Origin of the sequence: Vagococcus zengguangii (genome assembly GCF_005145005.1) — a bacterium.
Lineage (GTDB): Bacteria > Bacillota > Bacilli > Lactobacillales > Vagococcaceae > Vagococcus_A > Vagococcus_A zengguangii.
In genome coordinates, this window is sequence record NZ_CP039712.1 from 274433 (window position 1) to 291831 (window position 17399).

Sequence of the window (17399 nt, forward strand, 5' to 3'; positions counted from 1 at the left end):
CACGAAAAAAATAAAAAACAGACCTAAAAAATGTTGAGATGAACAAATTAGATGAGAAATTTCTAATTTATTTATGAGGATATAAAGTGAGAAATATTAATATAATTATTGAAAATAAAGTAATGAAAGCGCAATAAAATTAGGTTATTATTAATTGTTGTTACTTAAAATGAGCGTTATCTATATAAAATGATTAAAAAAATCTCATTTACAGACAAATCTTTGTGAAATGTTTTACAATGGGTTTTGTTAAAAAAATCACAATTGTTATGGAGGAAATATATTATGAAGATTGTTATCGCAGGAGCTGGCGCAATGGGTAGTCGTTTTGGCTTAATGTTACATCGTGCCGGAAATGAAGTTATTTTAGTGGATGGATGGGCGGACCATGTGAACGCTATTAACGAAAACGGCTTGAAAGCTAACCTTAATGGTGAAGAAGTTGTAGCGAGCTTACCTGCTTTTCATAAAGATTATTTAGAAAAAGAATTCGCTGCTGATTTAGTGATTGTTTTCACTAAGGCGATGCAATTAGAAGGTATGATGCAATCAATTAAAGAATTGCTATATGATGAAACAAAAGTATTATGTCTATTAAATGGTATCGGCCATGAAGAAGTCATAGAAAAATATGTACCGTTAAACAATATTTTATTAGGAAATACCATGTGGACAGCTGGAATGGTGGGTCCTGGTGAAGTGAAATTATTTGGTAACGGAAGTGTTGATTTACAAAACTTAGCACCAGGTCAAGAAGAAATTGCCAAAGAAGTCGCAACAGTCTTGACTGAAGCGGGGTTAAACGCTAAATACTCAGAAAATATTCTTTATTCAATTTATAAAAAAGCGTGTGTTAACGGTACAATGAATGGTCTATGTACAATCTTAGATGTTAACATGGCTGGATTTGGTGAAACAAAAGAAGCAGATGCAATTGTTGAAGCAATTGTTGCAGAATTTGCTTCTGTTGCTAAAGTTGAAGGGGTAGAATTAAACGTTCCGGAAGTGTTAGCACAAATCAAAGGCTGTTATAACCGCGAAACAATCGGTGAACACTTCCCTTCAATGCATCAAGATTTAATTACTAACAATCGTTTAACAGAAATTGATTACATCAATGGTGCAGTAGCTCGTAAAGGTCTAAAATATGACATTGCAACGCCATATTGCACATTCTTAACACAACTTGTTCACGTAAAAGAACAAATATTAGGAGCTAAATAAGTTTATGTAAATTAGATTAATAGAGTAGGTAAAGGAGATTTTTAACATGAATAATAGTGAAACATTAAGTCCAAAAGTATACTTGAACAAAGTATTAGCCGGTACAGCGACAGGGATTATCGTAGGGTTGATTCCCAATGCTGTTCTTGCAGCCATTTTAAAATTTTTCGGAGATAACGTATTTGCGGTGACATTAACACAAGTCGCAGTTATTTTTCAAATCGGTACACCGTTAATTATCGGCGCGTTAGTTGCCATGCAATTTGGGTTAAATCCAATGCAAATGATGGTAACTGGTGGCGCGTCATTTGTGGGTTCAGGTGTGGTGAAGTTTAATCCTGAAGCGGGCGCTTATATTGGCGCAGGTACAGGAGATATTATTAATACAATGATTACAGCCGCTTTAGCTGTAGGGCTGATTTTATTAATCGGTAATAAATTTGGTTCAGTTGCAATTGTTGCAACACCAATTGTTGTCGGTTGTGGTGCAGGGATTATTGGCGTATGGTTGCTTCCGTATGTAACAAAATTGACAACAGCTATTGGTAACGTGATTAATACATTTACAACATTACAACCGATTCTTATGAGTATTCTAATTGCCTGTTCTTTTGCTTTCTTGATTATTTCACCTATTTCAACCGTTGCTATTGGTATGGCGATTCAATTAGGTGGCGTATCAGCCGGTGCCGCAGCGATGGGAGTAGCCGCTACAACAATCGTTTTAGTTGTTAACTCATGGAAAGTAAATAAATCTGGTGTAACAATTGCCGTTGCCTTAGGTGCGATGAAAATGATGATGCCGAACTTATTTAGAACTCCTATTATTTTATTACCATGTTTGTTCACAGCAATTATTTCAGCTATTCCTGTTGCGTTATTCTCAATCGCGGGATCACCTGCTTCAGCTGGCTTTGGACTAGTTGGGTTAGTTGGACCGTTAGCCTCATTAGATAATGGCTTATCAATTATTCTAGTGGTAATTTGTTGGTTACTTGTGCCAATCGGAGCCTCACTGTTAGGTCAATTTTTATTTGAAAAAGTCTTCAAATTATATGACCGTCAAGAAGTCTTTGGATTTAAAGGGTAATTTTATTAATTAAAATAGCTGCGGCTCTTTAAAGGCTGCAGCTATTTTTATGCCAAGTAATTTTGTACGAGGGGGTATGCATTCAATCAATTGGCTATCAATTCATACAAAGGAAGCAATGATTTATGTGCGATGCTACCAGTGTTTATTTTTTATTTACTTAGAGAATTATGCTTATGTTAATCTATCGTTCATCTGATTATATTCTGTTCTTTTTGTGCATAGAGGATTGCTGATCTGTCATAAAGATAAAAAATAGCCAACTTTTAACAAAAAGCCTACAATATAAGAGGGATATGTAGCTGTCAAGGACATACTCTTGATTGACAGTCTACCCGATAAATATTAGAATTAAAAGTGTAAGTTTAGCTCTGCCTAAACTTACACAGTAAGTGATAAAACACTTACATTTACAATTAAAAATTTCCGGAGGTGCCACAGAATAATGAATTCACTAATTATTATCATTGTTCTCGGTATCATCGCGTTAATTGTCGGTCTACTTATCGGTTCAATTATTGCAAAAGCGAATCATCAAAAAGCAATACAAAATGCCAGTGTGACAGCCGAAAGCATTTTAGAAGATGCTAAGCGTCAAGCTGAAACTTTGAAGAAAGAAACGTTAATCGAGGCTAAAGAAGAGAATCAGAAGTATCGTTTAGAAATTGAAAGTGAGTTGAAACAAAGCCGCAACGAAGTTAAAGAACAAGAAAACCGTTTGTTACAGCGTGAAGCTAATATTGATCGCAAAGATCAAGCTTTAGTGCAACGCGAAAATTCACTAACAGAAAAAGAACAGAGACTAGATTCGAAAATACAATTGATAGGTGAACGAGAGCAAGAAGTTCAAGAGTTGATTAATCAGAAAGCCTTAGAGCTTGAAAAAGTTGCTTCATTAAGTCGCAACGAAGCAAAAGAAATTATTATGACGCAAACTCAAGAAGAATTAGAACATGAGTTAGCAGTTATGGTGAAAGACAATGAGCGAAAGGTGAAAGAAGATTCTGATCGAATTGCGAAGAACATGTTATCTTTAGCAATGCAACGATGTGCTGCAGATCAAGTGTCTGAATCAACTGTCTCAGTTGTCACATTACCAAATGACGAAATGAAGGGTCGTATTATCGGTCGTGAAGGTCGTAATATCCGTACGTTAGAAACGTTAACAGGTATTGATTTAATTATTGATGATACACCAGAAGCAGTCGTGTTATCAGGATTTGATCCAATTCGTCGTGAGATTGCCCGTATGGCACTTGAAAAATTAATTCAAGATGGTCGAATTCATCCAGCAAGAATCGAAGAAATGGTCGATAAAGCGCGCAAAGAAATGGATGAGCGTATTCGTGAATACGGTGAAAATGCTGCGTTTGAAGTAGGGATTCATACGTTACATCCAGACCTAATTAAAATTATGGGACGCATGCGTTTTAGAACCAGCTATGGTCAAAATGTCTTAAACCATTCAATTGAAGTGGCGAAGTTAACGGGCGTTTTAGCTGGTGAACTGGGAGAAGACGTTGAAATGGCTAAACGTGCTGGTTTCTTACATGATATTGGTAAAGCAATCGACCGTGAAGTCGAAGGGTCTCACGTTGAAGTGGGTGTTGAGCTTGCTAAGAAATACAAAGAACCTGAAATTGTTGTGAATGCTATTGCCTCACATCATGGTGATACAGAAGCGACATCAGTGATTGCTGTATTGGTTGCAGCAGCAGACGCTTTATCAGCCGCTCGTCCTGGAGCGCGTAGTGAGTCATTAGAAAACTACATTAAACGTTTAGAACGTTTAGAAGGTATCGCGAATGAATTTGAAGGGGTTGACTATAGCTTTGCTGTTCAAGCAGGACGCGAAGTTCGTATTATGGTTAAACCAGACCAAATTTCAGACGATCAAGCGACATTATTAGTTCGCGACATTCGCAAACGTATTGAAGATGAATTAGAATATCCAGGACATATCAAAGTAACCGTTGTTCGTGAGACACGAGCAGTTGATTATGCTAAGTAAAAAATAAAAGAGGTTGCAGCATTTAGGTGCTGCAACCTCTTTTTGAGTACAAAAGATTGACGAGTTATCCATTAAATGTTAAGATTTTAAAGTTAAAACGTAATGATTACGGTTTTGAGTGAGCTGATAAAGGAGGCACACAATGCGATATATAACAGTTAAAGATTTAACTTTTTACTATGGTAAAGAACCCGTTCTTGAAAATGTTTCTTACCATGTCGATTCAGGCGAATTTGTTATTTTGACCGGTGAAAATGGGGCAGCGAAGTCGACGCTTTTAAAAAATACTTTAGGTCTATTAAAACCTTCTTCAGGCGAAATTGAAATTTCAAAAGTCAACCTAGAAGGTCAGCCGATTAGTATTGGCTATATTCCACAACAAATTGCTTCTTATAATGCGGGATTTCCAAGTACAGTTTTAGAACTAGTACAATCAGGTCGTTTTCAACGTGGACGTTGGTTCAAGCGGTTAACAAAAAAAGATCACGAACATGTTGAACGTGCCTTAATGGCGGTTAACATGTGGGAGATGCGCCATAAAAAAGTAGGCGAATTATCTGGTGGTCAAAAACAGCGTATCTCGTTGGCGCGTGTCTTTGCCACAGACCCTGATTTATTTATCTTGGATGAGCCTACAACAGGTATGGACGAAACGTCACGTGGCGATTTTTATGAGCTATTGCGTCATAATGCTCACGTGCATAATAAAGGTATATTGATGATAACTCATGATCATGAAGATATCAAGCAGTATGCTGACCGTCATATCCGACTAATTAGAAAGGAGGATTCACGATGGAGATGTTTTCATATCCGTTCATGAGGATGGCTTTAATGGCTACTGTCTTAATGGCAATTATTGCCCCAATGCTAGGTGTATTTTTAGTCGTACGACGTCAATCGCTGTTAGCTGATACCTTATCTCATGTATCATTAGCAGGTGTCGCACTTGGCTTTTTGGTTAACGTCAATCCGACTTTGACAACGTTCTTAGTCGTGGTTATTGCAGCATGTTTATTAGAATATTTACGTATGATTTATCAAACTTATTCAGAAATCAGTACTGCCATTTTAATGTCTGGTGGTCTGGCTCTTGCGTTAATTATTATGAGCTTTAGTGATGGGAGTTCCGGGGTTAAAATTAATGAGTATTTGTTTGGTTCAATCGTCACAATCAATGAATCGCAATTATTTATTTTAGCGGTGTTAGCGTTGATTTTAGTCGTAGCATATATTTTATTCCGTCGTCCGATGTATGTCTTAACGTTCGATGAAGATACGGCACATGTGGATGGCTTACCAGTAACTCTAATGTCAATTTTATTTAATGTCTTAACGGGAATAGCGATTTCAGTGATGATTCCAATCGCAGGAGCGCTACTTATTTCAGCCATTATGGTATTGCCAGCTGCGATTGCTATGCGAATTGGTAAAGGATTCCAACAAGTTATTATTATTAGTGTAATCGTTGGTTTAGTTGGTATGTTGAGTGGTTTAGTCGCTTCCTATCAATTCGATACGCCAGCTGGTGCTACCATTACGATGTTATTTATCGGTATTTTTATGATTGTTAATTTGGTTAAATGGTCAGTGACAAAACTAAGACAAAAATAGAAATCAATATAAAATAGAGTATTTTAAGGAAAAGACGAACTTTCTTTTCCTTTTTTTGTGTAAAAAAGGTATAATGAGAGGGATAAATGGAATTTAAGACTAGTTATAGATGACTTAATTTGTAAATAAGAGGAGAGGTAAATAATGAAAGTTCGTAGAAGTGAACGATTAATTGACATGACGTATTACTTGATGGAACATCCCCATACTTTAGTAACCCTAACGTCATTTTCAAAAAAATACGGAGCGGCTAAATCGTCAATTAGTGAGGATTTAACTATTGTGAAACGCACCTTTAGTGAGCGTGGTATCGGTATTTTAGAAACATTACCAGGTGCTGCTGGTGGGGTACGTTTTATTCCGAAAATGAGTGAGGAGCAAGCCTTGGTGATTGTGGAAGAGTTATGTGCGCAATTATCTGAAAGTAATCGTTTATTGCCGGGTGGTTATGTTTATTTATCTGATATGCTAGGTACGCCAGATATCTTAAGGAAAGTGGGCTTAATGATTGCTTCTAAATTTTACGATAAAAAAGTGGATGCGGTTATGACTGTGGCGACGAAAGGTGTGCCGATTGCACAAGCAGTCGCCTACAACTTAAATGTACCGTTTGTCATCGTTCGTCGCGATTCTAAAATAACAGAAGGTTCAACCGTGAGTGTGAATTATGTTTCAGGCTCATCAGAACGTATCGAAAAAATGGAATTATCAAAGCGTAGCCTAAAACGTGGTGCACGCGTCTTGATTGTGGATGATTTCATGAAAGGCGGCGGAACTGTTAACGGAATGAAAGGCTTGATTGAAGAGTTTGAAGCTGAATTAGCTGGGACAGCAGTATTTGCCGAAACACGTCATTCAGGACCACGTGTAGTGGAAGATTATATTTCGTTATTATCAGTTGACCGTGTAAACACGGCCGAACGTACAATCAGTGTGACACCGGGCACCTATTTTGATAATAAAGATTAGTTGTTAATTATTGGGAGGAAGAAACAATGAATAAACGTTATGCAATTATTTTAGCAGCGGGACAAGGTTCTCGTATGAAATCAAAAAAATATAAAGTCTTACATGAGATTGCTGGAAAATCAATGGTCGACCATGTGTTAACACAAGTTGAAACATTGGCACCAGAAGAAGTGGTGACAATTGTGGGGTTTGGCGCTGAAATGGTCAAAGAAACCTTAGGTGAGCGTACTAAATATGCGTTACAATCAGAACAATTAGGTACTGGCCATGCGGTGATTCAAGCTAAAGACATCTTAGCTGATAAAGAAGGCACAACGTTAGTTATTTGTGGTGATACACCGTTATTACGTGCCGAAACATTACAAGAATTATTCGAAACGCATGAGCAAAGTGGAGCAAAAGCAACGGTTTTAACGGCACATGCTGATAATCCATTTGCTTATGGTCGTATTATTCGTGATGAAAACGGCGCAGTTTTAAAAATTGTTGAAGAAAAAGATGCAACGGATGAAGAACGTAAAGTTCAAGAAATCAACACAGGCACGTTCTGTTTTGACAATAAAGCCTTATTTGAGTCATTAGCAAAAGTTGGCAATGACAATGAGCAAAATGAGTATTACTTACCAGACGTTATCGGTATTTTACAAGCACAAGGTGAGATGGTAGCGGCTTATCAAATGTCTGAATTCGCAGAGTCAATAGGGGTTAATGATCGTAAAGCGTTAGCTGTTGCAACGGCAGCGATGCGTCGTCGTATTAATGAAAAACACATGGTAAATGGTGTGACGTTTGTTAATCCAGAGGCTACTTATATTGATGTAGACGTGGTTATCGGTAACGATACGCTTGTTGAAGCAGGTGTTAACATCAAAGGGAAAACAGTCATTGGTTCAGAATGTGTGATTGGTGCTAACAGTGAGATTGTTGATAGTGTAATTCAAGACAACGTAGTAATTCAATCGTCTTCTATCAAAAATGCTGAGATTGCTTCAGGTGCCGATGTTGGTCCGTATGCACATATTCGACCAAATTCAAAAGTAGGGGAAAATGTACATATCGGTAACTTCGTCGAAATCAAAAATGCAACGCTAGATAAGGGAACAAAAGTAGGTCATCTAACATATGTTGGCGATGCTGACCTAGGCAAAAATATCAATATTGGTTGTGGAACAGTCTTCGTTAACTATGATGGCAAAAATAAATTCCGCTCAGTGGTTGCAGATGATGTCTTCATCGGATGTAATGCCAACTTGATTGCACCGGTAAATGTTGGCGAGAATGCTTACATTGCGGCTGGTTCAACAATTACTGAAGATGTACCAAGCAAGAATATGGCAATTGCTCGTTCACGCCAAATTAACAAGCCTGGTTATGCAGATAAATTACCATTTTCTAAATAATGAAAAATAAGCGAAAATAGTTGTCAAACACTTGATTTTATGTTAGAAAATGACTACTATTAAAAGAGAATAAATAAAGTTATAAAAGAAAGCGGAGGTCCTCATGACAAATCATTACTTTGATCCAAAGTTAAAAATCTTTTCTTTAAATTCCAATAAACCTTTGGCTCAAAAAATCGCAAATGCTATCGGAGTAGAATTAGGAAAATCATCGGTTAAACAATTTAGTGACGGTGAAATTCAAATCAATATTGAAGAAAGTATCCGTGGTGATCATGTTTACTTAATCCAATCAACTAGCTTCCCAGTAAATGACAATTTAATGGAACTATTAATTATGATGGATGCTTTAAAACGTGCAAGTGCTAAAACAATCAACGTTGTATTACCTTACTATGGTTATGCTCGTCAAGAACGTAAAGCACGCTCACGTGAGCCAATCACAGCTAAATTAGTAGCTGATATGTTAACAGCTGCTGGTGCGGACCGCGTCTTAACATTAGATTTACATGCTGCACAAATCCAAGGATTCTTCAATATCCCTGTTGACCATTTAATGGCAGCACCATTATTAGCTGATTACTTCATGGATAAAGGTTATGAAGGTGACGATATCGTCGTTGTATCACCTGACCATGGTGGTGTAACCCGTGCTCGTAAATTAGCTGATTTCTTAAAAGCACCAATTGCGATTATTGATAAGAGAAGACCAAAAGCAAACGTTGCCGAAGTGATGAATATCATTGGTAAAGTGGAAGGCAAAAAATGTATCATTATCGATGATATGATTGATACTGCTGGGACTATTACTTTAGCGGCTCAAGCGTTAAAAGATGAAGGCGCAACAGAAGTTATTGCTTGCTGTACTCATCCAGTTTTATCAGGACCTGCTTTAGAAAGATTAGAACAATCTGTGATTGAAAAAGTTATCGTGACAGATTCAATCTACTTACCAGAAGAAAAAATGATTGAGAAAATCGAAAAAGTAAGTGTTGGGGAATTAATCGGAGATGCAATCAAACGTATCCACGAAAATAAACCAGTTAGTCCGCTATTCGAATCGAAACGTATGTAATGAAAGGTTAGTTGGCTTCAAGGATACCGGGCTCGGTCGGGTGTCCTTGCGGTCGGCTTTTTTGTGGGGTTATGAACTTGGTATATTGACAAAAAAATATAATAAAGTTCGAAAAAAGGAAGAAATAAAAATGAAACTATATGTGAATAATGAGTTGGAACAAACGTTGAGTATGGAAGAGCTACAAGACTATCAAGTCATTGAGTTAGGACCGTTGAACGAAAGAGTTAATTATTTAGAATTGCTAGCAAAATTAGGTGAAGAAAAAGAGTTTTATGTTTGGAAATATGAAGCGCTAGATCTTAATTTGTTGGCAGTAAAGCGTTTGTTAGATAATCTGAAAGAACAAGGAATTAGTTTGCGTTTTGTTAATGAGGAAGAAAATTTCTTAGCATATTTAATGGATATTGGCGAACGTGAAAAAAATTATTTAGCTACTCGTACTAAACGTGGGTTAAAACGCGCTAGAGAAAAAGGTAATTTTGGTGGTCGTCCACGTGTGAATGAAGAAATTATCGAAAAAGTACGTAGTTTATATTTTGAGAAACGTTTGACTTACCGTGAGATTGCGACTGAGTGTAACGTTTCAATTGGGACAGTACATAAATACTCTAAAATGCTTAAAGAAGCAGAAAATCAATAACAAATAAAGCGTGTGACCTTATAGGGCTCACACGCTTTTTGTTTTTAGGGTTATTCTTTTGTTTCGTTAGAATCTTTTTTCAGTAAGTTAACAATTTCTTGTAATAACTCTTCTTGTGTTGGTTCAGCTTCTTCTTCCACTTCTTCTTCGATCGGTAAGACAGCAGTTCCTAAATCTCGTAATTTATTGATTGTTTTTACGATGAAGAATAATACCACCATTGTGATTAAGAACTGAATAATGGCACCAATAAATGCACCAAAGTCAACTTTCAAACCTGTTTCGCCAAGTGGGATGGCTAAGCCTTCAATATTTGTGCCGTCGCTGTTACTTTTTGTGATGACACGAATGAAAAATGAAATTAGAGGTGTTAGGACACTATCAGTTAAAGCTTTTACAATATTGTTAAAAGCCCCCCCAACTAAAACACCAATAGCTAGGTCAAAAGCATTTCCCTTTGTGATAAATTCTTTAAACTCTTTAATCATCAATAATTCCTCCCAAAAATGTTATCAATTAGCATTATAACGATAATTATTTAACTCGTCTTTAAATTTGCTTAAAGATGATAATTAAAACTTAAAATATTCGTTTAATTTGCTATCCTATTAATTCAGAAAGCCGCTGAATTATGATATGATTAATAAGATAGCAAAATAGTTTTATCTAAACTATTTTGTGACAAATTATCGGAAAGGTAGGCTTGATTTATGAGTAACGTATTAGCTAAAAATGTTAATCTACACGTAATTCCTACTAAAAAATATAAAACAATTCACGTCTTAATTCGTTTTGCTTCAGAATTGACGCGAGAAAAAGCGAGTTTAAGAACGTTATTAAGCAGTATTTTAGAGACGAACAGTTTAAACTATCCCCAACAAACGGATATTAGTAAAAAATTATCAGATATGTACGGTGCAAAGATGGGAATTGGTTCAAGTAAAAAAGGCAATCGTCATTATTTGAATGCGGTTTTTTCAATGGTTAATCCTAAATATCTCCCTAATGAAGCAGGTTTATTAGCTGAAGGCTTCAATTTTATGCAAGAAATTTTGCTTAATCCGAATGCTGATGGTATGCAATTCGATGAAGAAACGTTTCATCGTGAGAAGAAAAATTTGATTTCTTATGTTCAATCAATTTATGATGACAAACAAAGTTTAGCGTCATTACGCTTGCAATCATTGTATTATTCTGAGGATGAAGCACAACAAACGCCTGGCTTTGGCCGTGTTGAAGATGTCGAAAAAATTGAAAATTCGGAGTTGTTTAATTATTATCAACAAATGCTCCAAGAAGATGAAATTGACATCGTTATTTTAGGGGATATTGATGAGCAAGATGTTTTACCGTTAGTTCAACAATTTAACTTTGTCGATCGTGAGGCATTGGTAGCTAGTCCGATGTATCAACGTCAACGTCAACTTACTGTGGCAGAACGAGTAGAGAAATTACCTGTTCAACAAGGAAAATTAAATTTAGCCTATCAAACAGATGCTTACTTCCATGACACTCATTATTTTGCTATGCAAGTATTCAACGGTATTTTTGGTGGATTTGCTCATTCTAAATTATTTATGAATGTGCGTGAGAAGGAGAGCATGGCGTATTATGCTTCAAGTTCGCTCGACACGTTTAGAGGAATGATGACAGTTCAAACAGGAATTGACAGTCAAAACAAAGAAAAAGTATTGGCATTGGTCTCAGAACAATTAGATGCGATTCGTGAGGGAAACATTAGTGAAGAAGAAATGCAACAAACTAAAGCAATGATTCGTAATCAATTTATGTTGTCTCAAGATAACCCAAGCGCTAGTATTGAGTCGCTTTATTTAGCCAAAAAATTCCCACAATCAGATATTAGCGATGATGAATGGTTGAATCGATTAGAGGCAGTAACAAAAGAAGAAGTCCAAGCAATGGCACAAAAGATGGAACTACAAGCTATTTATTTCATGGAAGGGGGAGTAGCTTAATGGAAAAAAAAGTTTACGAGCTAATTAACGAAACGCTTTATACAGAAACCCTTCCCAATGGTTTGAAAGTAGCGTTGCTACCAAAAGAGGGCTTCCATAAAACGTATTCCTTATTTACAACCGATTACGGTTCAATTGATGAGGAATTTAAACCGTTAGGACAAGATGAATTTGTTAAAGTGCCCGACGGAATTGCCCATTTCTTAGAGCATAAAATGTTTGAAAAGGAAGACGGCGATGTTTTTCAGTTATTTGGTAAACAAGGGGCATCCGCGAACGCTTTTACAAGTTTTACTAAAACAAGTTATTTATTTTCAAGTACCGATCAGGTGGAGAAAAATTTAACGACCTTATTAGACTTTGTGCAAGCGCCATACTTTACTGAAGACACGGTAGAAAAAGAAAAAGGCATTATCGGACAAGAAATTCAAATGTACGATGATGATCCAAATTGGCGTACTTTCTTTGGATTATTACAAGCAATGTATCCAAAACATCCGCTACATATTGATATTGCTGGAACGATTGATAGTATCGCTGAAATTACAGCTGAGGATTTATATCTATGTTATAACACCTTCTATCATCCGAGTAATATGAATCTTTTTGTGGTTGGGAAGATGGATCCAGAAGCAATGATGGCGTTAATTCGTGAGAATCAAGCGAGCAAAGAATTTACAGCAATGCCGCCAATTGAACGTAAATTCCCAGAAGAAACAGCCGCAGACATCGTAAAAGAATCGACGATTTATCTAGATGTGACACGTCCTAAAGCGTATGTTGGTATTAAAGGTTTAGAAGCCTTACCAACAGATGGCTATGAGTTGTTGCGTAATCGAACAGCGGCCTCATTACTATTCCAGATGTTAATTGGCACAACATCAGATAATTATTTGGCTATGTATAACGAAGAGTTAGTCGACGATAGCTTTGGTTTTGAGTTTAATATGGACCGTGGTTTCTACTTTGCTGATTTCGGTGGCGATACAGATCAACCCGTCGAATTAGCTGAAAGATTAAAAGAGATCTTATTAACTGCTAAAGATAGTCCAGAATTAACAGAGGAACGTTTAAGTTTACTTAAAAAACGCATGATGGGAAATTACTTACAGTCATTAAATTCATTGGAATATATTGCCAATCAATTTAGTAAAGATAGCTTTGGCGAAGCAACGTTATTTGATATGGTAGATGTTATTGATTCAATCATGTTAGAAGATATTCAAGGGGTTATCAATCACTTTATTAAAGAAGAAGCGATGGTCACTTTATATGTTTACCCGAAAAATAAGGAGTAGAAGTTGATGAAACATGCGTTAATTTTAGGAGCGAGCGGTGATATTGGCACAGCCTGCGCCCGTGTTTTAGCAGCGCAAGGTTGGTCACTATATCTACACTATTTTCGTAATCAAGATAAAATTAGTGCGCTACAACAACAGTTAATTGCTGATTATCCGACGCAAGAATTTTTTGTGATTCAAGCTGATTTGAATCAAGCGGGTGCAAGTGATAAAATAACTAAGTCGCTCTTTAATATAGATGGCGTAGTGGTCGCTAACGGCCAAACCATTTATCAGCTATTGACTGAAACAACCAGTCACGCGATGGATGATTTGTGGACAAGTATGTTGAAAAATCCAGTCGAAATATGTCAGCAAGTGCAGGCTAAATTAAGTCGAGAACATCAGGGGAAAATCGTCTTTATTGGCTCAGTCTATGGCTTACAAGGTAGTGCGATGGAAGTGATGTATAGTACAGTCAAAGGCGCGCAACATGCGTTTGTTAAAGCATACGCCCAAGAAGTAGCGAGCCTTGGAATTACGGTGAATGCCGTCGCGCCAGGTGCGGTTGCCACACAAATGAATACTGATTGGACAGCAGAAGAGATGCAAGAATTATTAAACGAAATACCGCTAAATCGCATGGCAAAACCTGAGGAAATCGGTGCTGCAGTAGGCTTTTTAATGAGTAAATCAGCAAATTATATAACAGGAACAATATTACCAGTTACAGGTGGCTGGAAAGTATAATTAGTATAAAGAGAACGAAGGTGACGAATAAATGGAAACAATTGGAGAAAGACTAAGAAAAGCAAGGCTATCTAAAGGTATAACGATTGAAGATTTACAAAAAATGACAAAAATTCAAGCACGCTATTTATCGGCGGTCGAAGATAATCAATTTGAATTGTTACCTGGTACATATTATGCTCGTAATTTTATTCGTCAATACGCTCAAGCAGTCGGATTGGATGATGAGGAGCTAATTAAGCTATATGAGAACGGTGGAGAAGCGATTAATCCCGTTGGTGAAAGTGCAGGTGCCTCACGAACAGAGTTAAATCGTAGAAAGCACCGCACGAGCAATATCAGTAAAGATAGATGGCCGATGATTTTACTTAGTTTAGCGTCTTTACTAATTATTGCAACGGTCTTTTGGTTGACATTAAGACAGTCAAATCCTAAACAAGTGATTAAACCAAATGATAATGTCGTAGTAGAGGGAAGCTTTGAAGAGTCAACTGATAAGCCAGACAAAAACAAAGAAACAGCAAGTTCTGAATCTAAAGAAGCAACTAGGGAAGAAGAATCTTCTGAATCTAAAGAAAAAGAAGAACTTAAAACAACCATTGACATAGGGGAAGAAATAGGTCGTGATACAGAAATTGCGGTGAAATCGTCTGAAAAACAAGCCACAGTCAAAATCAAAAGTACTGGTGGTCGTTGTTGGATCGGTATTACAGCCGATGGACAAAGTGCTTATAACGCGACTGTCGAGGCCAATCAAGAAGCAGAAGTTAAGTTAGATGAAAACGTGAAAAACGCCGTGATTACATTAGGCGCTGCGAATGCAGTGGAATTATTTGTTAATGGTGAAAAAGTTGACTTTAATAAAACAGGAACAAATCTAGATATGCGTAACTTGAATTTAGCGTTAAGCTATTTAGATAAAGAGAACGATTAAGACGTGATAATCAAAAGCGTCTGAGCGAAATTCGAAGGGTGTGTTTAAAATTAATTTACCAAATAAATTAACCGTATTGCGAATCCTTATGATTCCAATCTTTATTATTGTTGTAGGAGCGAACATGGACTGGGGAAGTTTCTCAGTTGGTGGCACAGAAGTTGAATGGACACAATTTGTTGCAATGATTATTTTTGCAATCGCTAGTTTAACGGATTGGTTAGACGGTAAAATTGCTCGTTCCCAAGGTTTGGTGACAAATTTTGGGAAGTTTGCTGATCCATTAGCCGATAAAATGTTAGTAATGACAGCCTTTATCATGCTAGTGGCACAAGGCAAAGCACCAGCTTGGGTAGTTGCAATCATTGTGTGTCGTGAGTTAGCTGTCACAGGTTTACGTTTGTTATTAGTGGAAGATGGTGAAGTGATGGCGGCTGCTTGGCCAGGAAAAGTCAAAACCGCTACGCAAATGTTAGCGATTATTTTCTTACTAATTAACAATGTTCCATTTGAAGGGTTAGGGATTCCAGTTGCAACTATCTTATTGTATGCTTGTTTAGTTTTCACCATTTATTCAGGTGTTGATTACTTTATCAAGAATTCTCATGTTTTTAAAGGGTCAATGTAAACAAAAAAGAAGCCTGTCAGGCTTCTTTTTTGTTATGTATTATCGGTTGTTTCTTCAATTGCCGATGTTGTTTCTTCCGGTAATTCTTCGGTAGTTGTGACGTCATCTTTATTAAAAATGCCATCTAATGTTTCGACTAATTCAGGTGTCGCTTCTTTTACTTTATTTATTAATTCTTCAGCTTGTCCACCTAAATCTTTTAAGTAACCAGTGATTTGTGTTTGTGCTTCATCAACCGTGCCATCTTTAACTAATGTTTTTGCTTTCTCAATTAATGCTTCTAATTCTTTTAAACCTGCTGTGACGACTTCTTTATTATCCATACCAGTAAACCATCCCTTTCTTTTTGTTATTTAATATATATCATGATAGCCCATAATAGGCAAAAAAAGTGATTTAACTATTATAGAAAAGTTTGAAAACAAAAAAACACCAATCTGATGATTGATGTTTTTTACAACTGATTGAATTCGAAAAATGGAGGCGAGGGGAGTCGAACCCCTGTCCAAACATATTGCCACAAAAGCTTCTACGCTCATAGTCATGCTATTGGAATTTCACTTGATAAGCTGCCACATGACAGGCGTCTTATCTTGCTAGTCTGATGATCTCTTTTAGCACTTACAGACGGAAAGAGCTAACGTATCCCACTAAGTTTGAGACCCTTACCTGAGCACATGGGCGATGCCAGGAGGATCTTCGCTAACAGGTTATTAAGCTGCTAAAGCGAAAGTGTTGTTTTTATTGTTTGCAGTTATATTTAACTGTAACGTTTTATTGTAGCCGTAACCTACAGAACGCTACTCAAGCTCAAACTATGCCTGTCGAATCCATAACGCCCCCGTTTTATAACGTTGCCCTTTATTATAACATAAAAATTATGCTTGTAAAAGACAACGATAGTTTTTTAAATTAGATGATAATAGTTTAGCGCTTCAACGATTCCTCCGTTATTATGGTCGCTAGTAATATAATTCGCAATACGTTTCAAGTCGTCGATGGCATTGCCCATTGCGATGCTATAGTCGCAAGCACGTAGCAAGTCTAAGTCATTTGGTCCGTCGCCAAACGCAAATGTTGTGACATTGTCCAATCCTAGATAATGTAGCATTTCATTTACGCCCGTCCCTTTAGAATGGCCGCATGTTACGACATCAATCGAATATGGTGTGTTGCGGTAAAACGTTAGTTCAGGAAACGCTTTTTGATAAATCTCATCATGTCCTTGTCCTAAAATTAACAACATATTGTAGGTGTCTTCATCAAATGTTGGGACTTCAATAGGTGGGACTGGTTGAGCTAAATGCTCGTAATGATGCTGAGCCATTGTTGAATCACTGGCTAAAATAATGCCTGAATGTTTATAAAAAGCTAGTTGATGATTTAATTCATTGGCTTTTTCATGTAAAGCGTGGGCTTGGTCAGCTGAGATTTTATGATTGATAATTTCTTGTCCTTCAAACACAGCATATTGCCCATTCATTGTAATAAAAGAATTAATCCCTGTTTTTTTAAGAATATCGGTGATTTCGGTGTTGGTGCGACCAGTTGCGATAAAGGGAATAATGCCATTTTCACGCATTTTTTTAAGTGATTGTGCCACATCATCTGTGATTTGTGATTGATCATTTAATAACGTACCGTCTAAGTCAAAAAAAACTAACGCCTGGATTTCTGTCATGGAGCGAATCATCCTTTCTGTTTGACTATCATGTTCTATTATCATCATATCAAAATAAGTAAGCGGATACTAATGATATGTGCTATAGACCGCTTGGATTTTAAAAAACTAGTAAAGAAAAAAA

17 protein-coding genes and 1 other RNA gene are annotated in these 17399 nt (G+C 36.8%); 14 read left to right on the top strand and 4 right to left on the bottom strand.

Going from position 1 to position 17399, the window contains the following annotated elements; all coding sequences use genetic code 11:
- Positions 1–285 precede the first annotated feature (285 nt).
- From FA707_RS01355 to FA707_RS01395, 9 genes are all read left to right on the top strand, one after another.
- Positions 286–1224 carry a 2-dehydropantoate 2-reductase gene (locus tag FA707_RS01355; protein ID WP_136952539.1) on the top strand — a complete coding sequence of 313 codons (939 nt, stop codon included), beginning with the start codon at positions 286–288 and terminating at the stop codon, positions 1222–1224.
- Positions 1225–1270: 46 nt separating this feature from the next.
- Complete coding sequence (locus tag FA707_RS01360; RefSeq protein ID WP_136952540.1) at positions 1271–2314, top strand: PTS sugar transporter subunit IIC; 1044 nt, start codon at positions 1271–1273, stop codon at positions 2312–2314.
- A 445-nt stretch (positions 2315–2759) separates the two neighbouring features.
- On the top strand, positions 2760–4325 hold the full coding sequence (gene rny / locus FA707_RS01365; RefSeq protein ID WP_136952541.1) for a ribonuclease Y: 1566 nt from the start codon (positions 2760–2762) through the stop codon (positions 4323–4325).
- A gap of 142 nt (positions 4326–4467) precedes the next feature.
- Positions 4468–5148, top strand: a complete 681-nt coding sequence (locus tag FA707_RS01370; RefSeq protein WP_136952542.1) for a metal ABC transporter ATP-binding protein — start codon at positions 4468–4470, stop codon at positions 5146–5148.
- Positions 5121–5939 (top strand): metal ABC transporter permease, encoded by an 819-nt coding sequence (locus FA707_RS01375; protein ID WP_136952543.1) that lies wholly within the window; start codon positions 5121–5123, stop codon positions 5937–5939. Before FA707_RS01370 ends, FA707_RS01375 begins: the two co-directional genes overlap by 28 nt.
- 144 nt (positions 5940–6083) lie before the next feature.
- Entirely contained in the window at positions 6084–6908 is an 825-nt protein-coding gene (gene purR / locus FA707_RS01380; RefSeq protein WP_136952544.1) for a pur operon repressor, read from the top strand.
- A gap of 26 nt (positions 6909–6934) precedes the next feature.
- Positions 6935–8308 (top strand): bifunctional UDP-N-acetylglucosamine diphosphorylase/glucosamine-1-phosphate N-acetyltransferase GlmU, encoded by a 1374-nt coding sequence (gene glmU, locus FA707_RS01385; RefSeq protein WP_136952545.1) that lies wholly within the window; start codon positions 6935–6937, stop codon positions 8306–8308.
- Between the two features lie 103 nt (positions 8309–8411).
- Positions 8412–9383, top strand: a complete 972-nt coding sequence (locus tag FA707_RS01390) for a ribose-phosphate diphosphokinase (protein WP_136952546.1) — start codon at positions 8412–8414, stop codon at positions 9381–9383.
- Positions 9384–9513: 130 nt separating this feature from the next.
- Complete coding sequence (locus tag FA707_RS01395; RefSeq protein WP_168177325.1) at positions 9514–10026, top strand: recombinase family protein; 513 nt, start codon at positions 9514–9516, stop codon at positions 10024–10026.
- Between the two features lie 50 nt (positions 10027–10076).
- Here FA707_RS01395 and mscL read toward each other — a convergent pair whose 3' ends face one another.
- On the bottom strand, positions 10077–10514 hold the full coding sequence (mscL, locus tag FA707_RS01400; RefSeq protein WP_136952548.1) for a large conductance mechanosensitive channel protein MscL: 438 nt from the start codon (positions 10512–10514) through the stop codon (positions 10077–10079).
- 222 nt (positions 10515–10736) lie between these two features.
- Here mscL and yfmF point away from each other — a divergent pair, with 222 nt between their 5' ends.
- From yfmF to pgsA, 5 genes are read left to right on the top strand one after another with little or no spacing between them, the layout of a single operon-like run.
- A complete protein-coding gene (yfmF, locus tag FA707_RS01405; RefSeq protein ID WP_136952549.1) occupies positions 10737–12002 on the top strand; it encodes an EF-P 5-aminopentanol modification-associated protein YfmF in 1266 nt (421 codons plus the stop codon).
- Complete coding sequence (yfmH, locus tag FA707_RS01410) at positions 12002–13300, top strand: EF-P 5-aminopentanol modification-associated protein YfmH (protein WP_136952550.1); 1299 nt, start codon at positions 12002–12004, stop codon at positions 13298–13300. The genes yfmF and yfmH overlap by 1 nt, the downstream gene beginning before the upstream one ends.
- A 6-nt stretch (positions 13301–13306) precedes the next feature.
- Positions 13307–14032, top strand: a complete 726-nt coding sequence (gene ymfI, locus FA707_RS01415; protein WP_136952551.1) for an elongation factor P 5-aminopentanone reductase — start codon at positions 13307–13309, stop codon at positions 14030–14032.
- Between the two features lie 31 nt (positions 14033–14063).
- Complete coding sequence (locus FA707_RS01420; RefSeq protein ID WP_136952552.1) at positions 14064–14966, top strand: helix-turn-helix domain-containing protein; 903 nt, start codon at positions 14064–14066, stop codon at positions 14964–14966.
- 49 nt (positions 14967–15015) lie between these two features.
- Entirely contained in the window at positions 15016–15594 is a 579-nt protein-coding gene (gene pgsA / locus FA707_RS01425; RefSeq protein ID WP_136954143.1) for a CDP-diacylglycerol--glycerol-3-phosphate 3-phosphatidyltransferase, read from the top strand.
- Between the two features lie 32 nt (positions 15595–15626).
- Here pgsA and FA707_RS01430 read toward each other — a convergent pair whose 3' ends face one another.
- The 3 genes from FA707_RS01430 to FA707_RS01440 form a co-directional block, all read right to left on the bottom strand.
- A complete protein-coding gene (locus tag FA707_RS01430) occupies positions 15627–15917 on the bottom strand; it encodes a hypothetical protein (protein ID WP_136952553.1) in 291 nt (96 codons plus the stop codon).
- 152 nt (positions 15918–16069) lie between these two features.
- Positions 16070–16437: a transfer-messenger RNA gene (gene ssrA / locus FA707_RS01435) on the bottom strand.
- 64 nt (positions 16438–16501) lie between these two features.
- On the bottom strand, positions 16502–17275 hold the full coding sequence (locus FA707_RS01440; protein ID WP_168177326.1) for a Cof-type HAD-IIB family hydrolase: 774 nt from the start codon (positions 17273–17275) through the stop codon (positions 16502–16504).
- Between the last annotated feature and the right edge of the window lie 124 nt (positions 17276–17399).

Bases quoted from the DNA above. Each gene is read 5' to 3' on its own strand.
- mscL (WP_136952548.1), bottom strand. From the start codon at position 10,514: ATGATTAAAGAGTTTAAAGAATTTATCACAAAGGGAAATGCTTTTGAC.
- FA707_RS01430 (WP_136952553.1), bottom strand. From the start codon at position 15,917: ATGGATAATAAAGAAGTCGTCACAGCAGGTTTAAAAGAATTAGAAGCA.
- FA707_RS01360 (WP_136952540.1), top strand. From the start codon at position 1,271: ATGAATAATAGTGAAACATTAAGTCCAAAAGTATACTTGAACAAAGTA.
- FA707_RS01390 (WP_136952546.1), top strand. From the start codon at position 8,412: ATGACAAATCATTACTTTGATCCAAAGTTAAAAATCTTTTCTTTAAAT.
- FA707_RS01420 (WP_136952552.1), top strand. From the start codon at position 14,064: ATGGAAACAATTGGAGAAAGACTAAGAAAAGCAAGGCTATCTAAAGGT.
- glmU (WP_136952545.1), top strand. From the start codon at position 6,935: ATGAATAAACGTTATGCAATTATTTTAGCAGCGGGACAAGGTTCTCGT.
- FA707_RS01355 (WP_136952539.1), top strand. From the start codon at position 286: ATGAAGATTGTTATCGCAGGAGCTGGCGCAATGGGTAGTCGTTTTGGC.
- FA707_RS01395 (WP_168177325.1), top strand. From the start codon at position 9,514: ATGAAACTATATGTGAATAATGAGTTGGAACAAACGTTGAGTATGGAA.
- FA707_RS01375 (WP_136952543.1), top strand. From the start codon at position 5,121: ATGGAGATGTTTTCATATCCGTTCATGAGGATGGCTTTAATGGCTACT.
- rny (WP_136952541.1), top strand. From the start codon at position 2,760: ATGAATTCACTAATTATTATCATTGTTCTCGGTATCATCGCGTTAATT.
- purR (WP_136952544.1), top strand. From the start codon at position 6,084: ATGAAAGTTCGTAGAAGTGAACGATTAATTGACATGACGTATTACTTG.
- FA707_RS01370 (WP_136952542.1), top strand. From the start codon at position 4,468: ATGCGATATATAACAGTTAAAGATTTAACTTTTTACTATGGTAAAGAA.
- ymfI (WP_136952551.1), top strand. From the start codon at position 13,307: ATGAAACATGCGTTAATTTTAGGAGCGAGCGGTGATATTGGCACAGCC.
- yfmF (WP_136952549.1), top strand. From the start codon at position 10,737: ATGAGTAACGTATTAGCTAAAAATGTTAATCTACACGTAATTCCTACT.
- yfmH (WP_136952550.1), top strand. From the start codon at position 12,002: ATGGAAAAAAAAGTTTACGAGCTAATTAACGAAACGCTTTATACAGAA.
- FA707_RS01440 (WP_168177326.1), bottom strand. From the start codon at position 17,275: ATGACAGAAATCCAGGCGTTAGTTTTTTTTGACTTAGACGGTACGTTA.